The sequence below is a fragment of the Hasllibacter sp. MH4015 genome (genome assembly GCF_020177575.1).
GTDB lineage: Bacteria > Pseudomonadota > Alphaproteobacteria > Rhodobacterales > Rhodobacteraceae > Gymnodinialimonas.
Genome location: NZ_JAHTBK010000001.1, coordinates 507,727 through 533,660, shown reverse-complemented (window position 1 = coordinate 533,660; position 25,934 = coordinate 507,727). Strand labels below are relative to the sequence as shown.

Sequence of the window (25,934 nt, the reverse complement as noted above, 5' to 3'; positions counted from 1 at the left end):
CCTATCACGCATCGTCATGCCCCGCCCCCTTGCGCTCCCGCGCCAAGGGCCGCACCCTCATACGCAAACCGGAGGGTCCCATGCTCGATTTCCACATCTACGACGTCTTCACCGACACGCCGTTCACTGGCAATCCGCTCGCCATCGTCGAACGCGCGGACGGCCTCACGACCGCGCAGATGCAGACCATCGCGCGGCAGTTCAATCTGTCCGAGACCATATTCGTCCAGACCCCCGGCGACCCCGCCCACACCGCCAAGGTCCGTATCTTCTTCCCCACCGCCGAGATCCCCTTCGCGGGCCATCCCACCATCGGCTGCGCGCTGCACTTGGCGAACGGCGCGCCCGATGTGACCCTTGAGGAAGTCGCGGGCCTTGTCCCCGTGACCATCTCGGACGGCCTTGCCGAATTCACCGCCCCCAAGCTGCCGACACCGCGCCCGGCCCCTGACCGCGCCACGGTCGCCGCCGCCATGGGCCTGACCGCGTCCGACCTCGCCGCCACGCCCGTCGGCCATTTCGAGGGCGGCCCCTCCTTCGTCTATGCCGAGCTGGCCGACCTCGACCGTCTCGCCCGCGCCTGGCCCCGGGAGCCCGCCTTCACCCGGATGTCCGAAGCCGCCGGCGGCACCGGCGGGCTCTACGCGTATGTCCGCACCGGCTCCGACAGCATTCAGGCCCGCATGTTCGACCCGCCCGCGGGCATCATGGAAGATCCCGCCACCGGCTCCGCAACCGCCCTTTTCGCCGGACAGCTCAATGCCACCGGTCACTTACCGGATGCGGGCACCACCACGATCCACCTCAACCAGGGCGTCGAAATGGGCCGCCCCTCCGCCCTGCGCCTGACCATCGACACACGCGATGGCGCGCTGACCGCGATCCGTGTCGCGGGTCGGGCGGTCAAAATCGCCCAAGGCCAGATCCGCATTCCCTGACCCTGATCTTCCATGTGCCGAAAATATCCCGGGGGAGTCGCCCTCGGGCGACGGGGGCAGCGCCCCCAGGAAGTAAGGCTTCCCCCACTCGCGCCGCCACCGGCCGAGGCCCATACTCTCCCCATTGATTAAGGAGATTTCCCATGGGCCTTTCGCTCGGTTTCGCCGTGGCGCTCGTCGTGGCGGTCGGTGCCGCACTCGCCATGCAAGCCCCGATCAACGCGGTCCTTGCCCGCGAAATGGGCGATCCGACCGCCGCCGCCGCCATTTCCTTCGCCGTGGGCTTCCTCGTCCTCGCCGCCTTGGCCTGGTACAAGGGTACCGCCGCCTCCTCCATCGCCGCACTCTCGAACGTGCCGTGGTGGGCGCTGATGGGCGGTGTGCTGGGCGCGATCTGGGTCTGGGCCGCGATCTGGTCGGTCCCGCGCCTGGGCGTCGTGACGATGTTCGGCGCGATGATCCTGGGCCAGCTCCTGGCCGCCATCATCCTCGACGCCCGTGGTGCCTTCGGAATGGAGGCGCGGCCCATCGACCTCAGCCGCATCATGGCCATCGCGATGGTCGCGGGCGGGGTCGTGCTGTCTAGGGCCTGAAACATACGGGACGGCGGGAGGGGCGATGTCCGCGATCTTTTGCAAGGCAAAAGACGCGAACGAGCGTCTCCCACCGGCCTTTCCATCCCGGCAAGCGCGCCATATATCCATCCCATGTTTGTCGACCTTCTCAAGCGCCTCACGGCCCCCGAACCCGAAGCCCTCCCCTTCGACGATGCCCGCCTTGCGCTGGCGGCCCTGCTCGTGCGCATCGCCCGCTCCGACGGGGATTATGCCCGGGTCGAGGCCGAAAACATCGAACACATCCTCAAGCACCGCTACGCGATGTCCGATCTCGAAACGGCCGCCCTGCGCCAGGAAGCCGAGGCGTTGGAGGCCGAGGCGCCCGATACCGTCCGCTTCACGCGCGCCATCAAGGATGCCGTCCCCTATGACGACCGCGTTGGCGTGATCGAGGCGATGTGGGCCATCGTGCTGGCCGACGGCACGCGGGACGAGGAGGAAGACGCCCTTCTCCGCCTCGTGGCCCCGATGCTCGGCGTGAATGACCGCGACAGCAACCTCGCCCGGCAGCGGGTCGAGCGGGCATGATCGCAAGCCTTCCGATGTACCTGCGCCCGGAGACGCGGGGCGCGCTGGACATCTTCTGGAACCTCACCGCGCAAGGCCTGCGCGCGCGTGGCATTTCGGCCCCGGACAGGCTTTCCCACGACGCACCCGTCGTCGAATGCTGGGGCCGGGACGACCTTGTCCTGGGCCAGATCTGCAACCTGCCCTACCGCGCTCGGTTCCGCGACACGGTCACACTCATCGGGGCGGCGGATTTCGGGCTGCCCGGTGCGGGGCCGGGGCAATATCTCTCCCACATCGTCGCGCGTGCGGGCGATCCCCGCCCGACCCTCGATGATTTCGACGGTGCCCGCTTCGCGCTCAACGGTTTCGACAGCCATTCGGGATGGGCCTCCCCGTGGATGTCATTCGAGCGCCTCAACCTCTCGCCATCTTCCTTCCACGTCACCGGCGCACACCGCGCCAGCGCGCGGGCCGTGGCGGAGGATCGGGCGGATTTCGCATCTATCGACGCGCAAAGCTATGCCCTGATGGACCGCTGGGACCCCGCCCTTACCGCAGGCCTGCGGATCGTTGCGGATACCGATCCCAGCCCGGGCATCAGCTTCATTACCGCCGGGAAAGTGGACCCCGCCCCCTATCGGGCCGCCCTGCAAGACGCGCTCTCCGCCCTGCCCGAGGACGCGCGCGACACGCTCATGCTGCGCGCCATCGTGCCCCTGCCCGAGGCCGCGTATACCGACTTGCCGATCCCGCCCCAGCCCGCTTGCCCATTGCCTGCCTAGGCCATTCCGGGCACAAGGTCTGAAACGATCAGGGAAACGCGCGGTGGACAGCAACCAACCCCCCGTCATCGACATAAGGGGCCTGCACAAGAGCTTTGGCGCACTGGACGTGCTCAAGGGGGTTGATTTGGCGGCCCGGGCAGGTGATGTCGTCTCCCTCATCGGGTCCTCGGGCTCCGGCAAATCCACGCTTCTGCGTTGCGCCAACCTTCTGGAGGACAGCCAGCAGGGCGAGATCCTGTTCGAAGGGGAGCCGGTCAAGTGGAAAGGCACCGGCCACGCCCGCCGCCCCGCCGACGCCGCGCAGGTTCGCCGCATCCGCACCAACCTCTCCACGGTGTTTCAGAGCTTCAACCTCTGGTCCCACCTGACGATCCTGCAAAACGTCATGGAAGCGCCCGTCACCGTTCTGGGTAAGGACCGGGCCGAGGTCGAGGACCGCGCCCGCACCCTTCTGGACAAGGTGGGGATCGGGGCGAAATGCGACGCCTGGCCGTCAGAGCTCAGCGGCGGGCAACAGCAACGCGCCGCGATCGCACGCGCGCTCTGCATGGAGCCCCGCGCGCTTCTCTTCGATGAGCCGACCTCTGCCCTCGACCCTGAGCTGGAGCAGGAGGTCATCCGCGTGATCCGGTCCCTCGCCGAAGAGGGGCGCACCATGATCCTCGTCACCCACGACATGCGTATGGCCCGCGACCTGTCCTCCCATGTCGTGTTTCTGCATCAGGGTCTGGTGGAGGAGCAGGGCCCGCCTGCCGCTCTGTTTGGCAACAACGCGACCTCCGAACGCCTGCGCCAATTCCTCAGCCATTCCGAAACCGCCTGACATGACCGACGCCCAGGACGGCCAGCACCTGCGCGGCATCGTCCTGATGGTCGTGGCCATGCTGACCGTGCCGCTGGCCGATGGCATCGCCAAGGCGCTGTCCGACAGCCTGTCACCGCTCTTCATCTCCTGGGCGCGTTACGCCGTCGCGGCCTGCATCGTCGTGCCGCTTGCCGCTTTGCGCCTCGGGCCGCGCCACGTTTTCCCGCGCGAGGACCTGGCGGCGCACACCCTGCGTACAATGTTTCTTGTCGCGGCCATGACGCTCTACTTCGTGGCCATCGCGCGCCTGCCGCTGGCCACCGCGATCACCGGCTATCTCGTGGGCCCCGTCATCGCCGTGTTCCTGTCCGTCGCGTTTTTCGGGGAGCCGATGACCCGCGCCAAGGGCCTCAGCCTGGTGCTGGGATTGGCAGGCACCCTGGTCATCCTGCGCCCGGGCAGCGACATTTCGCTCGACATGCTGCTGGCGCTGGGTTCCGGCGCGCTCTTCGCGTGCTACCTGATCGCCACCCGCCGTGCCGCCGCGCGAACCGACCCGTTCCAGACGTTGGCCTTCCAATGCACCCTCGGCGCGCTTCTTCTGACGCCCCAAGCCGTGTTCACCGCCACCCCCGTCCCTGCGACCCTCTGGCCCATGATCGCGGCCATCGGCGCGCTGTCTGTCATCGTCCACATGCTGACGATCCTCGCCGCGCGCCTGACGGAGGCCTCCACCCTCGCCCCGCTGGTCTATGTGGAGCTTCTGGGCAGCGTCCTCGTCGGCTTCCTGTGGTTCGGTGATTTGCCCGGCCCCGCCATCGTGATCGGTGGCGCGCTGATCGTGGGCGCGGGCCTCGTCCTGCTGCGCCGCCCCGCCACCGCCACCGTCCGGTGACACGGCATCTTGCCCTCCCCTCCATTTCCACTATCAATCAATGCCATCACCACACCCCCGCCACCGACAAAACAGCGGGGGGTGTCAACATGGAGAACCCGATGAAAAAGATCATCCTGACCACAACCGCGCTGGCCCTCACGGCCGGCATGGCCTTCGCCGACGCCCATTCCGTGGTGCGCATGGGCACCGAGGGCGCCTACCCTCCCTACAACTTCATCAACGATGACGGCGAAGTCGACGGGCTGGAACGCGCGCTGGGCGATGAGCTGTGCGCCCGAGCCGAGCTGACCTGCGAATGGGTCACGAACGAGTGGGATTCGATCATCCCCAACCTGACCTCCGGCAATTACGACACCATCATCGCGGGCATGAGCATCACCGATGAACGCGACGAGGTGATCGACTTCACCCAAGCCTATATCCCGCCCACCCCCTCGCTCTTCATGGGCATGGACCCCGACCTGTCGCTCGACGGCGCGGTCGTCGCGGCCCAGACCGGCACGATCCAGGCCGGCTACCTGGCGGAGCAGGAAGGCGTGACGCTGATCGAATTCGCAACGCCGGATGAGACCGTCGCCGCCGTGCGCAACGGTGAGGCCGATGCCGTCTTCGCCGACAACGACTTCCTGACCCAGATCGCCGATGAGGATGCCGACATGTCGATCATCCTCGACCCGGTCCCCTTGGGCGGCGGTGTCGGCATGGGCCTGCGCGAGGGCGATGAGCTGATCGAAGCCTTCGACGCGGCGATCACCTCCATGAAGGAAGACGGCTCGCTCAATGCGCTCCTGATCGAGTGGTTCGGCGAGGACACCCAGACCTGGTAAGGGTCTGATCCGTCACGGAAACAGAAGCGCGGGCGGCACCAGCTGGCCCGCGCTTTTCGTTTAGGCCCGGGAATGGGCAATCGCGCAAAGGTTCCACCTCCCGGATCGCGCGCCACGGCGCACGGAGCATTTCAGAGGGCCGTGGCCCCGTTCCGCAGGCAGGTCTTCGCACCTTCATAGATCTCATCGACGATATCCGCCGCCGGCATGACCTCGCGCACCAGCGACACGCCTTGGCCTGACCAAAGCGACATCGCTGCCACGTCGCCACTTGTGCCGGGCATCGGCGTGTAGCTCTGGTAGCGAAGGACGGGATCGCCGTTGGGCCGCTGCCCGATCCGCTCCCCTTCCCCCGGCCTGTTGCCAGGCCCGGAACACCCTGCGTCAAGCCAAGCCCGCGATGTCGAATTGGACAACGCGCGGTGGGGTGCGTCCGGCCATCCGACATCATAGAGATCGTGGGCCCATTGCGTATCGGCCTCGGTCGCGTTGAGGATGCTTTGGCGATACGTGTCGTGGATCGTCGCCTCCGAACTGGCCAACAGGCGCGTGCCGATCCAGACACCCGAGGCACCCAGCATCATGGCCGCGGCCATCCCGCGACCGTCGGCAATGCCCCCCGCGGCAACGACGGGAACGTCGACCGCATCCACGACCGCCGGGACAAGCGCCATGGTCGATACTTGGCCCCAGACATGACCCCCGGCCTCCCATCCCTGGGCGACGATCGCGTCGGCACCGGCATCTGCGGCGATTTCAGCCTCACTCGCTGTCCCGACACTGACCAGAACGATCAGGCCCGCTGCCTTGGCCCGCGCGATGGTCGACGGCTCCATTCCCCAGAACAGCGACACCCCATGCACGCTTTTGGCGATGCACATGTCCAACTGGTCTTCATACGGAAAGGACAGGTTCAGATTGACGGCAAAGTTCCGGTCCGTCCGCGCGCGAAGCTCATCAATACCGTCGCTTACGTAATCTTTCGATCTGCCCCAAAGCGGGATCACACCATAGCCGCCGGCATTGCAAACGGCCGCGACAAGATCAGGACCCGCCGCGCCCGCCATGGGGGCGGACAGGATCGGCTTCTCCACGCCCAAGACGTCAGAAAGACCCGTTTTCAAAGCTTCCCTCCCCGATTTGCGCCCATTGGATGCCCGATCGGTGCATGTGTCAAACAGCGTGCCTGCGGTTGCGCGCGCGCCACGGCGATATGGGAGATCTGGTCGCATCGGCACATGTCGGATCGGGCATGCCGCGCCGGAAGTCACTCCGTCAGGGCGCAACCCCTCTCGGACGCATCCGCGCGTCTCGATCCGCACCTCGCAGCGCCAAGTTTTTACCGCATGGCCGATGTATCCCGCGCCAATGGCGACGTTGGCACAAATGACATTTCAGATTTTCTTCTGGATTTGGGCGATTATGGCCGCGATCTGGGTGACGCTCATCCTGCTCGCGTCCAGCACGGTGGCGCCGATCCTGCCCAATCTGGCTGTTGCGCTTTTGCCTTTGCCAGATGGCAACGACATCGTGTTGGCCGCACCGGAAACCCGCCAGGCCGTGATCTCCGCCTATGTCGAAGAACGATCCCTGATCGAACGCGCGCGCTTTGACCTGCTGACGACCCTTTCAATCGCGCTTGTCCCGCCGCTACTCCTTTCGATCCCCCTTCTTCTGCCCGGTCTCAGGCGGCTCGGCCGGACCAGGCTATTCCGGTCAGTTGGTCGGTTTCGGGGAACGCTCTGGAGCGTTTGGGGCCTCGCCAGCCTGGTCTGGATCGGACTTGTCTGGGCTACGTCCCCGATCCGGCCCACGTTGGAAGATGTCAGACTGCTGGCCTCTGACCCGCGCCCGCAGCTTTCGGGCTTCCTGGCCAACCCTACAGCGACCTGTGAAATCGCAACCATCGACACCTTCCGCCAAAACGTTCTGGGCGATAGGCCGGAGCGTCCTGTCATCCCCGAAGCCCCCCGGCGCCCGGCATTCGCAACGGCGGAGGACTACGCGCGCGCCTTGTCCGCATGGCAGCGGGAGATGCACCTGCACGCGTTCAATACCGGCCTCGATTTTCCCCATCCCGAGACGCTCCTCTGCCAGCCCGGCCCTTACACGGAGGCCGTTGCGGCACATCACACCGCCACCCGACCCTGGCGTGCCGCCACGGCGCGCGTTCATCTTGTCGTCTGGATCGCCCTGCTTCCGCCCCTTGCAGCGCTCGCCCTTGGGCTGCTTCTCCTTTGGTCTCCTTTACGGCGCAAAGCGCAGGCCCCAACAGGTTCAATGTCTTAAGAAATCCCTAACAAGAATTCTTTTTCCGTTTAGCTTCCGATGCTTAACCCCCGGTTGCAAGCGTGCAACCGACCCCACGCAGCACGCGGTCTTCCACCACGGACAGAACCCGCCACCCGCATTTTAGGGCTATCGCCCGCGCCCCTTTCCTCCATAAATACCCAAACCCTCCGCTGCCCCGGACCCGCATGTTCAGCTTCTGCGAAGACCCTTCGACGCTAGAGACCTTCCAATGGTTCTCCTGCTACCTGACGAACGGCGTCCATATGCTGTTCTATCAGAGCTTCCTTGTGGTCTTCGCCCTTCTGGCAATCACCGCACCCTTGTCGCTGGCGATGGGCTTCGGGGCCGCCACCGCATCCCGCTCGCGCCTCTTTCCCCTGCGCCTTCTGGGCAAAGGGTACACATCCATGGTGCGTGGCATCCCGGACATCGTGTTCTTTCTGTTCTTCGTGCTCGTGCTGGACCAGGGCATCGAATATATCCGCCATCTCATCACCTGCCCCGACTGGGATGAGCCGATCCGGCAGGGCGCGAATTTCCTCGTCTGCGATGCCGCCCGCACGCCCCAGGGCAATGCGCCCCAATGGATACACGAGACCTATAATTTCGCGCTCGCGATCTTCACCTACGCCATCGTATTCGGCGCGTTTTGCGGCAACGTCCTTTACGGCGCGATGAACGCTGTCCCGCGCGGGCAATTGGAAACGGCCGAGGCCTATGGCATGACCCGCCGGCAGACCTTCTGGCGCGTGCTGGTGCCGCAGATGTGGATCTACGCCCTGCCCGGGCTTTCGAATATCTGGATGATCCTGATCAAGGCCACGCCGCTTCTGTTCCTATTGGGCATCGAGGACATCGTCTATTGGGCCCGCGAAATTGGCGGGTCGCGAAATTCGCGCTTCGCTTACCCGCATCCCGATTGGCGCTTTTGGTATTTCCTTGCCCTGCTGATCTTCTACCTCGGCTTCACCCGCGTCTCGGAGATTGTTCTTGGCCGCCTGACCCGCCGCCTGTCGCGCGGACAGGCCAGCGCCGTGGGGGCCGCACCATGACCTGTCTGGAGGCGATCAACGCCTATGCCCTGCGCTCCATCGGGATCGGCGAACGGCTCCTGCCGCGCGGCGAGATCGGGATTTGTGAACAGGTGGTCCTGATCGGCTCCGGCATGATCTGGAACGTCTATTTCGGGCTGGTGGCCCTGTCCCTCGGGTTTGTCTTCGCGGTGGCACTCGCCTGCGCCAAGGCCGCCGCCTCACCCTGGGCGCGCAAGCCCGCGGAATGGTTCATCTTCCTGTTCCGGGGCTCACCGCTCTTCATCCAGTTCTTCATGGCTTACGAGGCCTTCGTGATGATCCCGCGTCTCGGCTTCGAGTTCGAGCTGTTCGGTATCGCGATCGAGGCGGAGACGCGCTGGTTTGCCCGCGCCTGGCTCGGCGCGCTCATCGTGCTCTTCCTCAACACGTCCGCCTACGCTGCCGAGATCTTCTATGGCGCATTGCGCGCCGTGCCGCGCGGCGATCTGGAGGCGGCGGATGCCTTTGGCCTCAGCGGTTGGAAGAAGTTCCGGCGGATCACCTTCCCCACTACGATGCGCCTGGCCTGGCCCGCCTATACGAACGAGGCGATCTTCCTGTTCCACGCGACGGCGCTGGTTTTCTTCAGCTCCTTCCCGGCCTTCCAGCAACGCGGGGATGCCCTTTATTACGCATCCTATTTCGCAGAGCGGACGTTCAACCCCTTCATCCCTTATCCCATTGTGGGTGCCTATTTCGTGGTCCTGACCCTTCTGATCATCACGCTGTTCGGTGCGATCAACCGCCGCCTGAACCGTCACTTGCCCAAGGACCGGCGGCGGAAATTGCGCTTGCGGCCGAACCTGATCCGATGAGTGACTTTCTTCTCGAAAACCCGCAGATCAAGTCCATCCGCATGGTGGCCGCCGACCTCAACGGACAGGCGCGCGGCAAGCGGATTGCCCGCCGCTCCGCAGGCAAAGCGATCACCGACGGTACACGGTTTCCCTATTCCGTCCTGAACCTCGACATCTGGGGGGAGGATATCGACGACAGCCCCCTGGTGTTCGAGGCGGGCGATCCGGACGGCATCCTGAAACCGACCGAGCGGGGCTTCGTGCCCGTCCCGTGGCTGGAAACACCGACGGCGCTCCTGCCGATCTGGATGTTCCACGAAGACGGCACCCCGTTCGACGGCGATCCGCGTCACGCGCTGGCCCGTGTGGTCGACCGCTACCGGGCGCGCGGGCTGACGCCCGTGGTCGCGACGGAGCTGGAATTCTACATTATCGACGATAGGGGAAAGGAGTTGCGCGTGCCGCCCTCGCCCCGATCCGGTATTCGCAGGCAGCAGGCGGAAATCCTCGCGCTGCGGCAGCTTGATGCGTTCGACGGGTTCCTGACCGCGCTTTACGATGCATGCGAGGCGATGGACATTCCCGCCGACACAATGATTTCCGAGGCGGGCCCCGGCCAGTTCGAGATCAACATGGATCACCAGCCCGACGCGATGAAGGCGGCGGACGATGCGTGGCTCTTCAAGTTGCTGACGCGCGGGCTGGCGCGATCGTACGGCTTCGCGGCGAGTTTCATGGCCAAGCCCTACCCTGATTACGCGGGCAACGGGTTGCACACCCATTTCTCCGTGCTGGATGCGGAGGGGCGCAACATCTTCGACAATGGCGGGGCGGAGGGGTCCGACGCGCTGCACCATGCGATTGCCGGATGCCTGGCGGCGATGCCCGGCTCCATGCTCGTCTTCGCGCCCCATGCCAGCAGCTATGACCGCTATGTCCCCGGCGCCCATGCGCCGACCGCCGCCGCCTGGGCGTACGAGAACCGGACAACCGCCCTGCGCGTGCCCGCAGGCGCCCCCGCGGCGCGGCGGATCGAGCATCGCGTGGCAGGCGGCGACATCAATCCTTACCTCTTCCTGGCCGCCGTTCTGGGGGCCGCGCTTGATGGCATAGAACGGGCGGAGGCCCCACCCGCCCCGGTTAAGGGCAGCGCCTACGGGGCGGATCTGCCGCAACTGCCGATCACCTGGGCCGATGCGATTGAGGCCTTCGACAAGAGCGAGGCGATCGCGCGGATCTTCCCCGAAGAATTGCGCGCCAACTTCCTCGCCACGAAGCGGCAGGAAATGCGCTACATGGCCGAATTGAGCGCCGAGGAGCAGCAGGAACTTTACCTGGATACTGTGTGAAAGCCAGTCCATCGCCGACCCGGCGGGATGGCCCGGAATCAAGGCCGCAGGCCGCCGGGCAATCGCTGGCCCGCCCCCCGGGTCAGCGATCTGGCTGATCCAGGTGCTTCGCCCGTTCTGTGCGCTGATCTGGCAACCATAAAGTGCCCCACATGCACGTCGGATCGCTCACCCGCGGGCCAGCGATCACCCTTCAGTTGGCGAACGTCTCTTGCCGCCCCCCATCACACCCCATACCTTCCCGGCAGCCCTAATCATCACGAGCCACCCATGCATCTCGGCATCCTGCAATGCGGCCACGTTCCCGACGAGGTCGCGGCCAAAGACGGCCCCTACGCGCGCCTGTTCCATGATCTCTTTGCCCATCGCGGTTTTACCCAGACGCTGTGGTCGGTGGTCGATATGGAGTTTCCCGATGGCCCGGACGCCGCCGATGCGTGGCTCGTGACCGGATCCAGGCACGGCGCCTATGAGGATCACCCCTTCATCCCGCCGCTGGAGGACCTGATCCGCGCGATCCGGGACAGTGGCAAACCCATGGTGGGGTCGTGCTTCGGCCACCAGATCATCGCCCAAGCGCTTGGCGGCAAGGTTGTCAAGTTCGACGGCGGTTGGTCGGCGGGCCATACGGCCTACCGATTGGGCGACACGGAGCTTGCGCTGAATGCCTGGCACCAGGACCAGGTGACGGAGCTGCCCGACGGGGCCACGATCCACGCCTCCTCGGACTTTTGCGCCAACGCGATCATGGCCATCGGCCCGCATATCCTGACGGTGCAGCCGCACCCCGAATTCAGCGATTCCGTGGTTGAGACGCTGATCGAGACGCGCGGCAAGGCGCTGCCGCCCGAGATAACCGAGCGGGCCAAAACGGGGCTCGGCCAACCCAATGACAACCGCTTCATCGCCGATTGGCTGGCCGATGTGCTGGAAGGGGCGGATGCCACGGCACCGCGTGTGAAACCATGATGGAAAAGCTGCCCGAGATCGCGCAGACATACCTTGAGGGCCGGGTGCTGGACGAGGTCGAATGCATCGTGTCCGACCTTGCCGGGGTGGCGCGCGGCAAGGCGATGCCGGGGACGAAATTTGCCCGCCAAAGCCACTTCTACCTGCCCAACTCGATCTTCTTCCAGACCATCACCGGCGATTGGGCGGATGATGTGGGCGACGGCTTCACCGAGCCCGACATGATCCTGACGCCGGATTGGGACACGGCCATTCCCGCGCCCTGGACCGCCGATTGGACGCTTCAGGTGATCCATAATATCGACGATCAGCAAGGCGATCCGGTGCCCTTTGCACCGCGCAACGTGCTTAAGCGCGTGGTCGACCTTTATGCCGCACGGGGATGGTCGCCCATCGTGGCACCCGAGATGGAGTTCTACCTCGTCGCGCCCAATACCGACCCGGCCCGCGAGATCGAGCCGCCGATGGGCCGCTCCGGCCGACGCGCCGCCGCGCGGCAGGCCTATTCCATGTCCGCCGTGGATGAATACGGACAAGTCATCGACGACATCTACGATTTCGCGGAAACCATGGGGTTGGAGATCGACGGCATCCTGCAAGAAGGCGGCGCGGGCCAGATCGAGCTGAACCTTCGCCACGGCGATCCTGTACGGCTCGCCGACGAGATGTTCTTTTTCAAACGTATGATCCGCGAGGCGGCGCTGAAACACGGCATGTACGCGACCTTCATGGCCAAGCCCATCGCAGGAGAGCCCGGATCGGCCATGCATATCCACCATTCCGTGACGGAGACGCAGACGGGCCAGAACATCTTCTCCGCCCCCGACGGCGCGGAGTCGCCCGAATTCCTGCATTTCATCGGCGGGATGCAGCGCAATCTGCCGGCCGTCATCGCGCTGCTTGCGCCTTACGTGAACTCCTATCGCCGCTATGTCCCGGATTTCGCCGCACCCATCAACCTGGAATGGGGGCGTGACAACCGCACCACGGGGCTGCGTGTGCCGGTCTCGGGGGCCGATGCGCGGCGGGTCGAAAACCGCCTGCCGGGTATGGATTGCAACCCGTATCTCGGCATCGCGGCGAGCCTTGCCTGCGGTTATCTGGGCTTGATCGAGGGCAAGGACCCGTCCGACGAATTCACTGGCGATGCCTATGCCGCCGAATCCGGGGTGCCGCGCGGCCTTGGCGATGCGCTGGGATTGCTGGAATCCAATCTCGGCGTCCAACAGGTATTGGGAGAGGACTTTTGCCGCGTCTATACGGCGGTCAAACAACTGGAATACAGCGCCTTCCTCCATGTCATCAGCCCTTGGGAACGGGAGCATCTGCTGCTGAATGTCTAGGCACGATCCCGGAACACGCACCTGTTGGGTCGAAACCACCCTGATCGCCGCCGGTGGCGTGGCGCTGGCCGTCTGGCTATGGGACACCGATGCCAATACACGAGGTATGCGCGCCCTCGCATCCGCCAATCCCGCCATCGGCTGCGCGTCCGGGCGCACATTGCCCGACGGCAGCGACGGGGCGGCGCGTGTGCTCTGCGTCGGTCCTGTCCTGCTGCGCGACCTGCCCCCTGAACAACGGCCCTTCCCATGAGTGCGCTCTATCGAAACGACCGGCCTGGCCAGCACGCACCGTCCGTTTACGCGGCTGGGGTGGCTGCCTCGGACCGGCCGAGCCTGACCGGATCCCTGAAGGTGGACGTGGCCGTGATCGGCGCGGGCTTCACGGGGCTTTGGGCCGCGAAAACCCTGGCGGAGACGGGGCGTGACGTGGTCGTGCTCGACGCCCATCGCGCGGGCTTCGGCGCGTCGGGTCGCAATGGCGGGCAGGTTCATTCGGGCTTCAACAAGGGCCAGCGCTGGCTGGAGGAGCATCTGGGAGAGGGTCGCGCCCGCGCCCTTTGGGACCTGTCGGAGGCGGCGAAGGCACAGCTGCGCGCATTTTGCGCGACAATCCCCGAGACCCACTACAAGCCGGGCATCGCCCACGGCGAATACGACAAGCTCGATCTGGCCGAAGCGCGGCTGGAGGCCGACCACATGCACCGGCATTACGGTTTGGAGATCGACGTGCTGGACCAAGCCCGGTTCGGCGAATTGGTGAAATCGCCCTCCTATATCGGCGGCTCCGTCGATCCCAGTGGCGGGCATGTACAGCCCTTGGCCTACGCGATGGCCCTTGCCCGCGCGGCGGAACGCGCGGGTGCCGTGATCCATGAGACGACGGAAGTCACCGACATTACCGAAGGTCCGCGCGTGACCCTGCGCACGCCGCGCGGCAAGGTCGATGCGGGCCACGTGATCGTTGCGGGCAACGGATACCTTCCCAATATCGTGCCGGAGGTGAACCGCCGGGTGATGCCGATCAATTCCTTCATCGCGGCCACCGAACCACTGCCCGATCGCTGGCACGAGGTACTGGCCGACGATATTGCGGTGGCCGACAGCAAGTTCGTGGTGAATTACTACCGGTTCGACCCTGAAAAACGGTTCCTTTTCGGCGGGCGGGAGAGTTATTCGCTCGGTTTTCCGTCCGACATCCAGACCGCACTTGTCGCCCGGATGGAGGGTCTGTTTCCCCAGCTCAAGGGCGTGGGCATCGACTATGTCTGGGGCGGATCGCTTGGTATCACGCCCACGCGCCTGCCCCATATCGCCCGCGTGGGCCCGAATATCCTGTCAGGCGCGGGTTTTTCCGGGCAGGGCGTGGCGCTGTCGGGCATAGCGGGTCGTGTCATGGCCGAAGCCGTGTTGGGACAGGACGAGGGTTTGGCCACGTTCGAGGCCTTGGATGTCCCGGCTTTCCCCGGGGGAACGGCCCTTCGCGCACCCATATTGGCGTTGGCGATGATGTGGTTCGCGTTGCGCGATCGCATCGGTTTCTGAGCAAAAATCCGTTCAAAACGACGGATCGCGGTCTTGCGGCTTCCCTTGCACGCGACAACGCACATATAAGCATCTCGAAAACTGATATTTCAAAAAGGTGAATGTATGTCACTGGATCAAGTTCTCGCCCCGAACGTCTATGACGCCGAACCGATCCCTGAGGCCGCCCGCGCCGAGATCGACCGCCTGCTGATGTCAGGCGACCTGTTCCGCTACACGGCACCGGAAAATGCGCCGGTGGCCTTGCTGGAGCGTGAGTTCGCGGACCTTCTGGGCACGACATACGCGCTGGCCGTCTCCAGCTGCTCCGCCGCGCTGTTCCTGTCGCTGGAGGCTCTGGGCCTGCCCAAGGGCGCGCGTGTGATGATCCCCGCCTTCACCTTCGCCGCCGTCCCCTCCTCCATCGTCCATGCGGGCATGCAGCCGGTGTTGTGCGAAGTGGGAGAGAATTACCGCATCGACACCGATGATTTCCGCGCCAAGCTGCCAGGCGTCGATGCCGTCATCATCAGCCATATGCGCGGCCATACCTCCGACATGGATGTCATCATGGAGCTGTGCGACGCCGCCGGTGTTCCGGTGATCGAGGATGCGGCCCATTCGCTTGGAACCACGTGGAACGGGCGGAATATCGGAACCATCGGGCGCGTCGGCTGCTTCAGTTTCCAGTCCTACAAGCTGGTGAACGCAGGCGAGGGCGGAATTCTCGTGACCGACGATGCCGATCTGGTAGCCCGCGCGATCATCATGTCGGGTGCTTATGAACATACGTGGAAGAAGCATTCCGACGATGGCGATTTGCACGCCGCCGTGGCGCGCTGGCAGAACAAGCTGCCGCTTTACAATCTGCGGATGCAGAACCTGAGCGCCGCCGTGATCCGCCCGCAATTGCCCGAAGTAGCCCGCCGGGTGCGGGACGGGCGAGCGAACCACGATTACGTCGCCGCCGCCCTGAACGGCTCGGCTTGGCTAAACGTGCCGGACCCGTTGGGCCCGGAGGATCGGGCGCCGGATTCGATCCAGTTCAACCTTGAAGGGTTCGAGAGTGACGCTGAGGCGCGAGCGTTTGCTGACGCAGCCGCGGCGCGCGGCGTGAAAGTGCAGGTCTTCGGGCTGTCGACGGACAATGCGCGGGCGTTTTGGAACTGGCAATTCATTCCCGGCGACCTGCCCGACCTGCCCCGCACGCGCGCAATGCTGATGCGCGCGTGCGACGTGCGCCTGCCCGCGCGCCTGACGCAACCCGACCTCGACTATATCATCGACGCGCTTCTGGCGGCGGCAGAAGATGTGAAGGGCGGTACGCTGGCGGCGTGAGGGTGCGAAACACCGATTGCGTCCGCGTGCGGGCCCCGGCACTCTGATCGCCATGACAGATTTGAGCCACGGCGCGGCCTGGATGGCGGGGCATATCGGTCCGGTGTCGGACGCCGCGATACCCGTCACCGATTGGGGCGTGACCCATTCCGACATCGCCTATGACGTCGTCCCCGTCTGGCAGGGCGCTTTCTTCCGCCTGGACGATTACGTGGCGCGGTTCATGGCCTCCGTCAGGGCCTTGCGGATGGACATCGACCGGGACGCGGAGGACGTGAAGACCGCCCTGGCCGACATGGTCGCCGCCAGCGGATTGCGCGACGCCTATGTCGCCATGGTCGCCGCGCGGGGCCGCAACCCCGTCCCCGGAAGCCGCGATCCGCGCGACTGTGCCAACCATTTCTACGCCTGGTGCGTGCCTTACGTGCATATCGTGAAGCCCGATGCGGCGGCGCGGGGCACCTCCGTCTGGATCGCCAAGCATATCCGCCGCATCCCCTCCGACAGCATCGATCCGACGGTCAAGAATTACCATTGGGGTGACTTCACCGGTGGCTTGTTCGAGGCCAAGGATAATGGCTTCGAAACCGTTTTGCTGCTCGACCACGAAGGCCATGTCACCGAAGGACCGGGATTTAACGCCTTCGCGGTCTTCGGCGACCGGATCGTGACACCCGATCACGGCGTCCTGCACGGCATCACGCGGCGCACGGTGCTGGAGATGGCGGCGGAGACCGGGTTGCAGGTTGAGGCGCGGCCCCTGCCGCTCGCTGAATTTCTGGAGGCCGATGAAGTGTTCCTCAGCTCCTCCGGCGGCGGGGTGATCCCGGTCGCGCGCGTGGATGATCGCACCTTCTCCAACGGCGCGGCGGGCCCCGTCGCCAACGACCTGCGCGCGCGGTATTTCGACTGGATCGCACGCCCGGAACACCGCACACCGATCGCCTATTGAGGGGCGTGCGAGGCAGGCGTAGCGTGACCGCAAAGGGAGGCCGCGCCAATGAACACCCACGCACCGAATTCCTGGGAAGCCCGGGCCGAGGAATATTCGCTTTACGGTTTCACCGACCTGCCGTCCGTCCGCGAAAGGGGCACGGTCGTCGTGACCCACGGCGAAGGCCCCTACATCTTCGACACCAACGGCAAGAAGTACCTAGACAGCAATTCGGGGCTCTGGAACATGGTGGCAGGGTTCGATCATCCGGGCCTCGCGGAGGCTGCGAAGGCGCAATACGACCGCTTCCCCGGCTACCACGCTTTTTTCGGGCGTATGTCGGACCAGACCGTCGCCCTGTCGGAGCGTCTGATCGACGTCTCGCCCTGGAACCGCGGCAAGGTGTTTTACACCAATTCGGGGTCCGAGGCGAACGACACCATGGTCAAGATGCTGTGGTTCATGGGTCGGGCCGAGGGCACGCCGCAAAAGCGCAAGATCCTGACGCGGGGCAATGCCTATCACGGGGTCACGGCGATCTCGGCGTCGATGACCGCCAAGCCCTACAATGAGGTCTTTGGCCTTCCGCTGGACGGGTTCATCCATCTCACCTGCCCCCATTACTGGCGCGAAGGGCGTGATGGCGAGAGCGACGCGGACTTTACCGCTCGTCTGGCGCAGGAATTGGAGGACGTGATCGCCCGCGAAGGCGCGGACACCATCGCGGGCTTCTTCGCGGAACCGGTTCTTGGCGCGGGCGGGGTGATCCCACCGCCCTCGGGCTATTTCCAGGCCATGCAGGCCGTGCTCAAGCGGCACGACATCCCCCTGATCTCGGACGAAGTGATTTGCGGCTTCGGACGCACCGGCAATGTCTGGGGCTGCGAGACCTATGACTTCATTCCAGACGCCATCATCTCCTCCAAGGCCCTGACGGCGGGTTACTTCCCCATGGGTGCGGTGATGCTCGGCCCGGAGATGACGGACCGCCTGCAGGCCGCCATCGACCCGATCGAGGAATTCCCCCACGGCTTTACCGCGTCCGGCCACCCGGTTGGCTGCGCCGTGGCGCTCAAGGCCATCGACGTGGTTCTAGAGGAGGGGCTTCTGGACAGGGTCCGCGCGGGAACAGGGCGGATGGAAGCGGGCCTTACGGAAATCGCCTCGCACCCGAATATCGGAGAGTTGCGCGGCATCGGCTACATGTGGGCGCTTGAAGCCGTGCGCGAGGGGAAAGTGCCGTTCGAGGCGGAGTTGAGCGTCAGTGAGCGGATCGCCAATACCTGCACCGACCACGGATTGATCTGCCGTCCTCTGGGGCAATCGGTGGTCCTTTGCCCGCCCTTCACGCTGACCGATGGCCAGATGGACGAGATGTTCGAGAAGCTGGACGCGGCCCTGCGCCAGGTGTTCGCGGATCTCGCCTGACGGATATTCTGCGCGGCGGGTCCGGTCCGAACTGTTTCCGAGGCGCTTGATGTGAGTCAGTTTCCGGGCAGAACCGACTGGCATCGCGCATCGGCGGCCGTGACGCGATCCATTTCATAGAAGTGATCGGGGTTCGTGGGCTGCGTGTCAGCCTGCATCAGCGCCGCTGCTTGGGCCAGCCGAGCGGCGGCGGCCTGTCGAGCGGCGGGATCCGGCGCGGTTTCACATAGCGAGAAATCGGCCATCGCCGCTTGGTATGGGCTGGCATCCTCCGCGCGCTCCCCGATCCCGAAAAGGGGGCCGAGAATGGCACACGATGGCAGTAAGGTGACAAGAGCCAGAGGCAGGATCAAACGCATGGCAGCAGGCTACATCTTGGATAGTTTGGTTTGCAATTCAGCAAGTTGCCGCTTGATCGCCTCCAAATCCTGCTCCGGCGCATCCTCTGCCGCGGTCGGGGTGTCGTCGGCCCCCTCGGGCTCTTTCCAGGTCCCCATACCCCCGGTCATCGCCTTGAAGAACGCCTCTTGCTGCGCGCGCATGGCGTCGAAGCCGGGCATGGAGGCCATCGGGCTGATCGCGGCCATGTTGTCCATGATCTTGGACTGCCCTTCCTGCAACATCTCGAAACTGGCGGCGAGGAAATCGGGGACGACCGACTGGGCGGCGCCGGTATAGCTGCGCACCAAATCAGTCAGCACTGCGATCGGCAGAACCGATTCCCCGCGGCTTTCATGTTCGGCCACGATTTGCAGGAGGTATTGCCGCGTCAGGTCGTCGCCGGATTTCAGATCCACGATCTTCACCTCGCGCCCCGCCCGGATGAAGCCCGCGATGTCCTCGAGCGTCACGTAATCGGAGGTCTCCGTATTATAGAGCCTGCGCGACGCATAGCGTTTGATCAGAAGCGGCTCTGACGGGTCTGTGTTCTTGGTCATCTCGGCGCCCTCCCGGCCGTCACACGTTGCAGTGCAGCATTTATCGGAGCCTACGCTGCTTGCGCAGAAAGGCAACCGGCGTTTTGCGTGCGATCTTGTAGAAGGATCGGCCCACGGCCTTGGCACACGCCGCACCACAAGCCCCGCCCGCCCAAATGAAAAAAGGCGAACCCGAGCGTGTCAGGTCCGCCTTCTTGTCAGACCGGGTACGGAGGGGAGGGCCCCGCCCCGGTCATTGGTCGTTCATCCCCGAAACCGGGGACCGCGCCTTACTTGGCTGCGGTCGCTTTCTTGGCGGCGGTCGTCACTTCGGCCGTTGCTTTCTTGACAGCGGCGGTTGCTTCTTCGGAAGCTTCCTTGCCCGCGGCCATCATCAGCTCGACGGTTTCCATCTGGACCTTCTTCGCGACTTCGGCGAAGGCGGCCATGTTCTCGGCAACCATTTCGGCCTGAGCGGAGGCGAAGTCGGTCATGGATTTGGTGTAGTCGGCGGGCTCGTCCTTGACGGCTGCGACATCACCCATCTTCGCGATGGTGTCTTTCGTCCACTTCGAGGAGATCTCGGTGGATTTCTCGGCGGCATCGAGAGCGACTTTGGACATCTTCTCGGCAACGGCGGCCTGCGATTTGAAGGCGTCGGAGTAGGAGGACATGTCGATCGGGAAGGAACCCATCATCTCGGTCATGTATTTGGTGAAGTCGGGGGTCTGTGCGGCTTTGGCCATGGTAATCTCCAGTAGGTTACCCGTGTCAGGGGCGGTGTGTTGATGGAAGATATATGCATGCTGCAGTGCAGAATGTCAAGAATTATTCTGCACTGCAGCATAAATTTTGCCAGACTGCAGAACCGTTAAAAATCAGCGGCTTTGGCCTTCCTTCACGTAAGTTCCGGGCGCATCTGCCAGAATGCCGCGCCCATTTTCGCCCGGATGCCGCGCTGCAACATTCGCGCCGGAGCGGGCTTTCAGCCACCGCTCCCATAGGGGCCACCACGATCCCTCGTTGTAATCGGCGGCCTTCAACCAATCATCGGCTTCCCCCTTCACCGTATCATTGGTGTAGTGGCCGTATTTCTTCTTCGACGGCGGGTTCACGATCCCCGCGATGTGGCCCGATTCCGACAAGATGAAGGTCTTGGACCGCGCGCCCATCTTGGTCACGCCCCGAAAGCTGTCCTTCCAGGCGGCGATATGGTCCGTCTCGCACGCCACGGCGCAGACCGGCACGGTCACATCCTTGAGCGACAGCGTCTCCCCCATCAACTCGTAACCGCACTCGGCCAGCGCGTTGCCCTGGCACAGGCCGCGCAGATACTGCTTGGCCATCTTGCCGGGCAGGTTCGTACTGTCCCCGTTCCAGTAGAGCAGATCGAAGGCCGGCGGCGCCTCTCCCATCATGTAGGACTTCACGGCCGGCCCATAAATCAAGTCCTTCGAGCGCAGGAAGGAGAAGGTGCGCGACATGAAGTTTGAGTTCAGCACGCCGTCCTGATCCACCTGCCGTTCGATCGCGTCCACGAAATCATCTTGGAGGAACGGCGTGAATTCACCTTGCTCGGAGAAATCGGTGAGCGTCGTGAAGAAGGTCGCGGATTTCACCGATTTGTCGCCGCGCTTTTTTAACAAGGCCAGCGTCATGTTGAGCGTCGTGCCCGCGATGCAATAGCCGACCGCGTTCACCTGCTTCTCGCCGGCGATGTCCTTCACCTCTTCGATCGCGGCAAGGTAGCCGTCCTCGATGTAATCCTCGATCCCGACATCGGCATAGCTCTCGTCGGGGTTCTTCCACGACACGATGAACAGCGTGTAGCCCTGATCGACGATCCACTTGATAAGGCTGTTCTGCGGTTTGAGGTCGAGGATGTAGAACTTGTTGATCCACGGCGGAAAAATGATCAGCGGGGTCTTGTGAACCGTCTCGGTCGTCGGGGCGTATTGGATCAGCTCCATCAGCCGCGTGCGGAAGACGACCTTTCCCGGCGTGGTCGCGATATTCCCGCCAACCTCGAACGCATCGGGATCGGCGAGGGTGGGCAAGATCTCCCCACCGTGGGTTTCCATGTCGCGGACAAGGTTTTCGAGGCCCTGGACCAGGCTTGCCCCCTCCGTCTCCACCGCGCGTTCCAGCGCGTCGGGATTGGTGGCGAAGTAATTCGTGGGCGAAAACAGCTCGATCACTTGGTTGGCGAAGAAATCGACCCTCTGGCGATCTTTTTCCTCCAAGCCTTCGAGGTCCGCGACCGCCTTGCGGATCGCCTCCGACCCCATGGCGTATTGGTGGCGGACGAAGTTGAAATAGGGATGCGTCTTCCACAGCGGATTGGAAAACCGTTTGTCGGCGGGCAATTCATCGTCGTTGAGCACCGGCAGATGCCCCTTTGCGACGGCATCCTGCATCTCCATGAAATGGGTCATGGCCTGGCCCCAATACTGGGCCTGCTGTTCCAGCAATTTGCCGGGATTTGTGACCAGATCGGCCCAATAGGCCGCGCTCGCCTTCATGTAGAGATCCTGGCCAGGCCCGGCGAGGCCCGCATCCGCGGGATGCCGCTGCCCCATCGCGGCGACGAGGCGCTTTGACAGCTCCTCGACCTTGGCGAGGTTCGCGTTCAACCGTTCCAGCGATTCCGGGGTCGCGGCGTCTGCGGCCTCCACGTCACTTGTCGTCGACTTATCCTGTGCCACCTTGATTTCCCGTTCGCGATGCTGCATCTGCATAGTAGCGGGACCAAGGTGAGGGGGTCCACGCGACGAAATGATCCGGGTCACCCCGGTCTCGGCGCTTGGAGACGTTTATGCGGTATATGCTCACCTACGACCTGATGGAATCCATGCGTGTGACGAATCAATGGATGGGCGCCTCGGCGCGCGCCATGTGCTCGTATCCGGCGCTGGGACTGGTCGCGAATCCCCTCATCCAGATGACCGCCGCATGGGGCGAAGTGACCGAGCGCAGCTTCGCGCGCATGGCCGCGAAGCCCGACTGGGGCATCAATTCGATCCCCGGTGCGGACGGACGCGATCACCTGATCACCATCGACCCGGTCATGACCCGCCCCTTCGGCGACCTGATCCGCTTCAACGTGCAGGGCCGCGCCCCGACGGGACGCAAGGTTCTGCTGGTCGCGCCGATGTCCGGCCACTACGCGACGCTTCTGCGCAAGACGGTGCTGTCGCTTCTGGCCGATTGCGACGTCTACATCACCGATTGGCACAATGCACGCGACATTCCGGTCAGTATGGGCAAGTTCGACATTGAAGATTACACCCACTACCTCGTTGATTTCATGCGAGAGATGGGGCCCGATACCCATGTGATCGCGGTCTGTCAGCCCGCGCCGCTCGCGCTCGCCGCCACCGCCTACCTGGCGGAGGAGGACCCGAAGGCACAGCCCCGCACGCTGACCCTGATCGGCGGGCCGATCGACCCGGATGCCGCCGCCACGGACGTGACCGATTTCGGCCGCCGCGTGACGATGGGCCAGTTGGAGAAGTTCGTGATCCAGCGGGTCGGCTTCAAATATGCCGGGGCGGGCCGCATGGTCTATCCGGGCCTGCAACAGCTCAGCTCCTTCATGGCGATGAACGCGGAAAAGCACGCCAAGGCCTTCGCCGACCAGATCGTGCGCGCGTCCAAGGGCGAAAGCGCGGATCACGACAAGCACAACGTGTTCTACGACGAATACCTCGCCGTGATGGACATGACCGCCGAATTCTACCTCTCGACGGTGGAACGGATCTTCAAGAACCGCGAAATCGCGCGCAATGTCTTCGTGGTGGACGGCAAGCAGGTCGACCTGGGCAAGATCACCACGGTCGCGGTGAAGACGGTCGAAGGCGGGAAGGACGACATCTCGGCCCCCGGCCAATGCGTGGCCGCGCTCGACTTGTGCACCGGGCTGCCGGATCACAAGAAGGCTTCCTATCTGGAGCCGGAAGCCGGCCATTACGGGATTTTCGCGGGCAAGAGTTGGCGCAACAATATCCGCCCTCTGGTCCTCGATTTCATCGACGCCAACTGCGATGCGCCCAAGGCGCCGGTCGTGGATCTGGCGTCCGACGTCGCAGCCCAATAAATGGCCGAGATCGCCTGGTCCTGCCGCTGCGGTGCGATGCACGGGCGGCTGACCGTCGGCGCGAAAGGCGGCACCCATGTGATCTGCCATTGCGACAGTTGTGTTCGCGCGCAGCGTCATTTCGGTCAATCTGACACGACCCGATTGACGGGCGTCGGTATCTTCCAGACGGTCCCGGACCTGTTCACGATCGACGCGGGCGCGGAGCATCTGGCGCTCGCGCAACTCAGCCCGCGGGGATCCTACCGTTGGTATGCAAGCTGCTGCGACAGTCAGATCGGCATCACCGGCAAGACCGCCAAGTTTCCGTTTGTGGCCGTCGTAGACGCCCGCGTGGCAGAGCCGGAGCGTCTGGGCCCGACCCGCGCGCGGGTGAACGTGCCGCAAACGGGCGGCGGTGAGAAAAGCACCGGCGTCCCGCGCGCGGTCCTCGCCCTTCTGGGCCGGTCCGCCGGGGCCTTGATGAGCGGGCGTTGGAAGCAGACTCCGTTCTTCGATGTGAAAAGCGGGCAGGCCGTCGCGACGGCAGAGGTCCTGCCAAAGGGCGCCGGGCGCGGATAGGTTTTCATAATCTCCATCTACTCACAGGCTCTTGTGGGTAAAATCACGTGCACGTTTGCACAATTTCCCTCCGCCGATACGTCCGGCTTTATCTGGCCAACCAATCCGCCATCGCATCAATCACCGCGTCCGGCTGCTCCAACGTCGGCAGATGCCCCGCCTTCGGCACGACGATCAGGCGTGATGCGGGGATCAGATCGGCCATCAATTCGTGTCGATGCAGCGGGCAGAGTGCATCATCCTCTCCCGTCAGGATCAGGCTCGGCACCGTGACCTTGCGCAAGGCATCCTGCTGATCGGGCCGTGTCTGTAGCGCACGGGATTGGCGGATGAAAACCTCCGGCCCCAGCCGCTTCGCCATGTCGAGGACGAGGTCCAGCACCTCCGCCCGACGCGGGCCGGGGGCAAGGTAATTCGGCTTCATCTCGTCGCGCATCACCTCCACCAAGCGCCCGGCCCGCACGGCAGCGATCTGCGGCTCCCGCGCGGCGGCAATCTCGGGGGCCTCCGCCTTGGGATTTGTGTCGAACAGCGCCAGCCGTGTCACGCGGTCGGGCGCTTGGGCCATGATCTCCATCGCCACGATGCCGCCCATGGACAGGCCCGCCAAGGCAAATCGCGCGGGCGCCTCGGCCAGTACCTGCGCGGCCAGATCGGGCACCGTGTCGGCGCGCGTGATATTGGCCAGATGCACCGCCCTACCCCGCCCGAATGCCGTGATCTGTGGCCCGAAGAGCCGCCCGTCACACATCAGGCCGGGGATCAGGACAAGCGGCTCATCCCCGTGCATTGGCCAGCCGCGCCCCTTCGACCAACGCACCCAGCTTGGCATAGGCAATTTCCGGATCGACCGCGCCGAAGCCCGCGAAGGTGCCGAACCCGCAATCGGAGCCTGCAATCACCCGGTCCGACCCGACGATGCCCGCGAATTTCGCGATCCGCTCGGCCACCAGCTCCGGATGTTCCACGAAATTCGTCGTTGTATCGACCACGCCGGGTACAAGGATCTTGTCGTCCGGAATCTCCGCCGCGCGGTCGCGGAAGGTGGTCCATTCATGGGCGTGGCGGGGGTTCGACGTCTCGAACAGCAACTGGTTCGCATTCACCGACATGAAGGTGGAAAAGACCGTATCCATCGGCACGTCGCAGATATGCGGCCCCTCGTAATTGCCCCAGCAGATATGGACCCGCACCCGCGCCGGGTCGATGCCCGACAGCGCATGGTTCAGCGCCTCCACATGCGACGCCGCAATCTTGACGAACTCAGCGTCGCTCAGATCCGCAAACAGCATGTGGCGTGACAGGGCAAGGTCGGGACAATCCAGTTGCAGCAGCAGGCCCGCATCGACGATGGTGCGGTATTCCTCCGCCATCGCGTCGGCAAGGGCCGCCAAATACGCCTCCCGCGAAGGGTAGAAATCGTTCTGTAAAAACAGGGAGATAACGCCGGGCGAGGCCGCGTTCATGAACCCTTCTTCCGCGCCGTGCTTGGCCATGGCCGCCTTGAGGTTGTCGATATCCTTCTGCAATTCGCCCTGTCCTTTGGACCGCACCTCGCCCGTGCACATCGGGCGCGCATAGGTGGGCGTGCCGCCATCATCGGCCAGCCGCTTCAGAAAGGACGGGAACTGCTTCAGGTCCGCGGGCGCATTTCGAGGGCTATCGCCGGAAAAGCCGGTATAGCGGTCCTTCACATAGGTCGCGTAGGAGATTTTGGAGGTCTCCCCGTCGCTCACGATCTCCACGCCGGCCGCGACCTGCTTGGCCACGGTCTCATCGACCGCCCTTGTCATGGCGGCGTCGAATTCGGCCTGATCGAAGGGCTGCTCCTTTTCCCGGGCAAAGATGAAATCCACGACCTCCTGGGTCCGGGGAAGGCTGCCGACATGGGTGGTGCGAATGGTCAAGGTCTCTCTCCGGGATTGTATTTGGG

27 protein-coding genes are annotated in these 25,934 nt (G+C 64.3%); 20 read left to right on the top strand and 7 right to left on the bottom strand.

Annotated elements, in window-relative coordinates:
* Window positions 1-80 precede the first annotated feature (80 nt).
* The 7 genes from KUW62_RS02890 (at window position 81) to KUW62_RS02860 (ending at window position 5,380) form a co-directional block, all read left to right on the top strand.
* A complete protein-coding gene (locus KUW62_RS02890; RefSeq protein WP_224814017.1) occupies window positions 81-938 on the top strand; it encodes a PhzF family phenazine biosynthesis protein in 858 nt (285 codons plus the stop codon).
* Between the two features lie 143 nt (window positions 939-1,081).
* Entirely contained in the window at window positions 1,082-1,531 is a 450-nt protein-coding gene (locus KUW62_RS02885) for a DMT family transporter (protein WP_224814016.1), read from the top strand.
* Window positions 1,532-1,645: 114 nt separating this feature from the next.
* On the top strand, window positions 1,646-2,083 hold the full coding sequence (locus KUW62_RS02880; protein WP_224814015.1) for a TerB family tellurite resistance protein: 438 nt from the start codon (window positions 1,646-1,648) through the stop codon (window positions 2,081-2,083).
* Entirely contained in the window at window positions 2,080-2,847 is a 768-nt protein-coding gene (locus KUW62_RS02875; protein WP_224814014.1) for a phosphate/phosphite/phosphonate ABC transporter substrate-binding protein, read from the top strand. Before KUW62_RS02880 ends, KUW62_RS02875 begins: the two co-directional genes overlap by 4 nt.
* 43 nt (window positions 2,848-2,890) lie before the next feature.
* Window positions 2,891-3,673 carry an ATP-binding cassette domain-containing protein gene (locus KUW62_RS02870; protein ID WP_224814013.1) on the top strand — a complete coding sequence of 261 codons (783 nt, stop codon included), beginning with the start codon at window positions 2,891-2,893 and terminating at the stop codon, window positions 3,671-3,673.
* Between the two features lies 1 nt (window position 3,674).
* Window positions 3,675-4,550: a DMT family transporter gene (locus KUW62_RS02865; RefSeq protein ID WP_224814012.1), complete on the top strand. Its 876-nt coding sequence runs from the start codon at window positions 3,675-3,677 to the stop codon at window positions 4,548-4,550.
* Window positions 4,551-4,651: 101 nt separating this feature from the next.
* Window positions 4,652-5,380: a transporter substrate-binding domain-containing protein gene (locus KUW62_RS02860; protein WP_224814011.1), complete on the top strand. Its 729-nt coding sequence runs from the start codon at window positions 4,652-4,654 to the stop codon at window positions 5,378-5,380.
* Between the two features lie 131 nt (window positions 5,381-5,511).
* On the opposite strand, the gene KUW62_RS02855 is transcribed toward KUW62_RS02860, so the two are convergent.
* Window positions 5,512-6,504 carry a nitronate monooxygenase family protein gene (locus KUW62_RS02855; protein ID WP_224814010.1) on the bottom strand — a complete coding sequence of 331 codons (993 nt, stop codon included), beginning with the start codon at window positions 6,502-6,504 and terminating at the stop codon, window positions 5,512-5,514.
* A 262-nt stretch (window positions 6,505-6,766) separates the two neighbouring features.
* On the opposite strand from KUW62_RS02855, the gene KUW62_RS02850 reads away from it, so the two are divergent.
* The 11 genes from KUW62_RS02850 (at window position 6,767) to KUW62_RS02800 (ending at window position 18,427) form a co-directional block, all read left to right on the top strand.
* On the top strand, window positions 6,767-7,669 hold the full coding sequence (locus tag KUW62_RS02850) for a hypothetical protein (RefSeq protein ID WP_224814009.1): 903 nt from the start codon (window positions 6,767-6,769) through the stop codon (window positions 7,667-7,669).
* Between the two features lie 188 nt (window positions 7,670-7,857).
* Window positions 7,858-8,724: an ABC transporter permease gene (locus KUW62_RS02845; protein WP_224814008.1), complete on the top strand. Its 867-nt coding sequence runs from the start codon at window positions 7,858-7,860 to the stop codon at window positions 8,722-8,724.
* Window positions 8,721-9,560 (top strand): ABC transporter permease, encoded by an 840-nt coding sequence (locus KUW62_RS02840; protein WP_224814007.1) that lies wholly within the window; start codon window positions 8,721-8,723, stop codon window positions 9,558-9,560. Before KUW62_RS02845 ends, KUW62_RS02840 begins: the two co-directional genes overlap by 4 nt.
* Window positions 9,557-10,891, top strand: a complete 1,335-nt coding sequence (locus KUW62_RS02835) for a glutamine synthetase family protein (RefSeq protein ID WP_224814006.1) — start codon at window positions 9,557-9,559, stop codon at window positions 10,889-10,891. Before KUW62_RS02840 ends, KUW62_RS02835 begins: the two co-directional genes overlap by 4 nt.
* A 270-nt stretch (window positions 10,892-11,161) precedes the next feature.
* The gene (locus KUW62_RS02830; protein WP_224814005.1) at window positions 11,162-11,860 is read left to right on the top strand and encodes a type 1 glutamine amidotransferase; all 699 of its coding nucleotides are present in this window, start codon (window positions 11,162-11,164) and stop codon (window positions 11,858-11,860) included.
* Window positions 11,857-13,203, top strand: a complete 1,347-nt coding sequence (locus tag KUW62_RS02825; RefSeq protein WP_224814004.1) for a glutamine synthetase family protein — start codon at window positions 11,857-11,859, stop codon at window positions 13,201-13,203. Before KUW62_RS02830 ends, KUW62_RS02825 begins: the two co-directional genes overlap by 4 nt.
* Window positions 13,196-13,456 carry a hypothetical protein gene (locus tag KUW62_RS02820; RefSeq protein ID WP_224814003.1) on the top strand — a complete coding sequence of 87 codons (261 nt, stop codon included), beginning with the start codon at window positions 13,196-13,198 and terminating at the stop codon, window positions 13,454-13,456. The genes KUW62_RS02825 and KUW62_RS02820 overlap by 8 nt, the downstream gene beginning before the upstream one ends.
* A complete protein-coding gene (locus KUW62_RS02815) occupies window positions 13,453-14,748 on the top strand; it encodes an FAD-binding oxidoreductase (RefSeq protein WP_224814002.1) in 1,296 nt (431 codons plus the stop codon). Before KUW62_RS02820 ends, KUW62_RS02815 begins: the two co-directional genes overlap by 4 nt.
* 105 nt (window positions 14,749-14,853) lie before the next feature.
* Entirely contained in the window at window positions 14,854-16,065 is a 1,212-nt protein-coding gene (locus KUW62_RS02810) for a DegT/DnrJ/EryC1/StrS aminotransferase family protein (protein WP_224814001.1), read from the top strand.
* A gap of 52 nt (window positions 16,066-16,117) precedes the next feature.
* On the top strand, window positions 16,118-17,017 hold the full coding sequence (locus KUW62_RS02805) for an aminotransferase class IV (protein ID WP_224814000.1): 900 nt from the start codon (window positions 16,118-16,120) through the stop codon (window positions 17,015-17,017).
* Between the two features lie 48 nt (window positions 17,018-17,065).
* The gene (locus tag KUW62_RS02800; protein WP_224813999.1) at window positions 17,066-18,427 is read left to right on the top strand and encodes an aminotransferase; all 1,362 of its coding nucleotides are present in this window, start codon (window positions 17,066-17,068) and stop codon (window positions 18,425-18,427) included.
* A gap of 56 nt (window positions 18,428-18,483) precedes the next feature.
* On the opposite strand, the gene KUW62_RS02795 is transcribed toward KUW62_RS02800, so the two are convergent.
* From KUW62_RS02795 to KUW62_RS02780, 4 genes are all read right to left on the bottom strand, one after another.
* Window positions 18,484-18,786 (bottom strand): hypothetical protein, encoded by a 303-nt coding sequence (locus KUW62_RS02795; RefSeq protein ID WP_224813998.1) that lies wholly within the window; start codon window positions 18,784-18,786, stop codon window positions 18,484-18,486.
* A 9-nt stretch (window positions 18,787-18,795) separates the two neighbouring features.
* Window positions 18,796-19,365, bottom strand: a complete 570-nt coding sequence (gene phaR, locus KUW62_RS02790; RefSeq protein ID WP_224813997.1) for a polyhydroxyalkanoate synthesis repressor PhaR — start codon at window positions 19,363-19,365, stop codon at window positions 18,796-18,798.
* A 269-nt stretch (window positions 19,366-19,634) separates the two neighbouring features.
* Complete coding sequence (locus KUW62_RS02785; protein WP_224813996.1) at window positions 19,635-20,090, bottom strand: phasin family protein; 456 nt, start codon at window positions 20,088-20,090, stop codon at window positions 19,635-19,637.
* A 132-nt stretch (window positions 20,091-20,222) separates the two neighbouring features.
* Entirely contained in the window at window positions 20,223-22,076 is a 1,854-nt protein-coding gene (locus tag KUW62_RS02780; RefSeq protein ID WP_224813995.1) for an alpha/beta hydrolase, read from the bottom strand.
* Between the two features lie 83 nt (window positions 22,077-22,159).
* Between KUW62_RS02780 and phaZ the strand changes: the two genes are divergently transcribed.
* Both phaZ and KUW62_RS02770 read left to right on the top strand, forming a co-directional pair.
* Window positions 22,160-23,440, top strand: coding sequence for a polyhydroxyalkanoate depolymerase (gene phaZ, locus KUW62_RS02775; protein ID WP_224813994.1), 1,281 nt, complete (start codon window positions 22,160-22,162; stop codon window positions 23,438-23,440).
* A complete protein-coding gene (locus KUW62_RS02770; protein ID WP_224813993.1) occupies window positions 23,441-24,001 on the top strand; it encodes a DUF6151 family protein in 561 nt (186 codons plus the stop codon).
* Between the two features lie 88 nt (window positions 24,002-24,089).
* Here the strand turns inward: KUW62_RS02770 and KUW62_RS02765 are convergent, their stop codons facing one another.
* On the bottom strand, window positions 24,090-24,791 hold the full coding sequence (locus KUW62_RS02765) for an alpha/beta fold hydrolase (RefSeq protein ID WP_224813992.1): 702 nt from the start codon (window positions 24,789-24,791) through the stop codon (window positions 24,090-24,092).
* A complete protein-coding gene (locus tag KUW62_RS02760; RefSeq protein WP_224813991.1) occupies window positions 24,778-25,908 on the bottom strand; it encodes a cobalamin-independent methionine synthase II family protein in 1,131 nt (376 codons plus the stop codon). Before KUW62_RS02760 ends, KUW62_RS02765 begins: the two co-directional genes overlap by 14 nt.
* Window positions 25,909-25,934: the final 26 nt, after the last annotated feature.

Bases quoted from the DNA above. Each gene is read 5' to 3' on its own strand.
- KUW62_RS02885 (WP_224814016.1), top strand. From the start codon at position 1,082: ATGGGCCTTTCGCTCGGTTTCGCCGTGGCGCTCGTCGTGGCGGTCGGT.
- KUW62_RS02795 (WP_224813998.1), bottom strand. From the start codon at position 18,786: ATGCGTTTGATCCTGCCTCTGGCTCTTGTCACCTTACTGCCATCGTGT.
- KUW62_RS02845 (WP_224814008.1), top strand. From the start codon at position 7,858: ATGTTCAGCTTCTGCGAAGACCCTTCGACGCTAGAGACCTTCCAATGG.
- KUW62_RS02815 (WP_224814002.1), top strand. From the start codon at position 13,453: ATGAGTGCGCTCTATCGAAACGACCGGCCTGGCCAGCACGCACCGTCC.
- KUW62_RS02875 (WP_224814014.1), top strand. From the start codon at position 2,080: ATGATCGCAAGCCTTCCGATGTACCTGCGCCCGGAGACGCGGGGCGCG.
- phaZ (WP_224813994.1), top strand. From the start codon at position 22,160: ATGCGGTATATGCTCACCTACGACCTGATGGAATCCATGCGTGTGACG.
- KUW62_RS02835 (WP_224814006.1), top strand. From the start codon at position 9,557: ATGAGTGACTTTCTTCTCGAAAACCCGCAGATCAAGTCCATCCGCATG.
- KUW62_RS02850 (WP_224814009.1), top strand. From the start codon at position 6,767: ATGACATTTCAGATTTTCTTCTGGATTTGGGCGATTATGGCCGCGATC.
- KUW62_RS02820 (WP_224814003.1), top strand. From the start codon at position 13,196: ATGTCTAGGCACGATCCCGGAACACGCACCTGTTGGGTCGAAACCACC.
- KUW62_RS02785 (WP_224813996.1), bottom strand. From the start codon at position 20,090: ATGGCCAAAGCCGCACAGACCCCCGACTTCACCAAATACATGACCGAG.
- KUW62_RS02880 (WP_224814015.1), top strand. From the start codon at position 1,646: ATGTTTGTCGACCTTCTCAAGCGCCTCACGGCCCCCGAACCCGAAGCC.
- KUW62_RS02840 (WP_224814007.1), top strand. From the start codon at position 8,721: ATGACCTGTCTGGAGGCGATCAACGCCTATGCCCTGCGCTCCATCGGG.
- KUW62_RS02860 (WP_224814011.1), top strand. From the start codon at position 4,652: ATGAAAAAGATCATCCTGACCACAACCGCGCTGGCCCTCACGGCCGGC.
- KUW62_RS02865 (WP_224814012.1), top strand. From the start codon at position 3,675: ATGACCGACGCCCAGGACGGCCAGCACCTGCGCGGCATCGTCCTGATG.
- KUW62_RS02825 (WP_224814004.1), top strand. From the start codon at position 11,857: ATGATGGAAAAGCTGCCCGAGATCGCGCAGACATACCTTGAGGGCCGG.
- KUW62_RS02830 (WP_224814005.1), top strand. From the start codon at position 11,162: ATGCATCTCGGCATCCTGCAATGCGGCCACGTTCCCGACGAGGTCGCG.
- KUW62_RS02890 (WP_224814017.1), top strand. From the start codon at position 81: ATGCTCGATTTCCACATCTACGACGTCTTCACCGACACGCCGTTCACT.
- KUW62_RS02780 (WP_224813995.1), bottom strand. From the start codon at position 22,076: ATGCAGCATCGCGAACGGGAAATCAAGGTGGCACAGGATAAGTCGACG.
- KUW62_RS02770 (WP_224813993.1), top strand. From the start codon at position 23,441: ATGGCCGAGATCGCCTGGTCCTGCCGCTGCGGTGCGATGCACGGGCGG.
- phaR (WP_224813997.1), bottom strand. From the start codon at position 19,365: ATGACCAAGAACACAGACCCGTCAGAGCCGCTTCTGATCAAACGCTAT.
- KUW62_RS02800 (WP_224813999.1), top strand. From the start codon at position 17,066: ATGAACACCCACGCACCGAATTCCTGGGAAGCCCGGGCCGAGGAATAT.
- KUW62_RS02810 (WP_224814001.1), top strand. From the start codon at position 14,854: ATGTCACTGGATCAAGTTCTCGCCCCGAACGTCTATGACGCCGAACCG.
- KUW62_RS02765 (WP_224813992.1), bottom strand. From the start codon at position 24,791: ATGCACGGGGATGAGCCGCTTGTCCTGATCCCCGGCCTGATGTGTGAC.
- KUW62_RS02805 (WP_224814000.1), top strand. From the start codon at position 16,118: ATGACAGATTTGAGCCACGGCGCGGCCTGGATGGCGGGGCATATCGGT.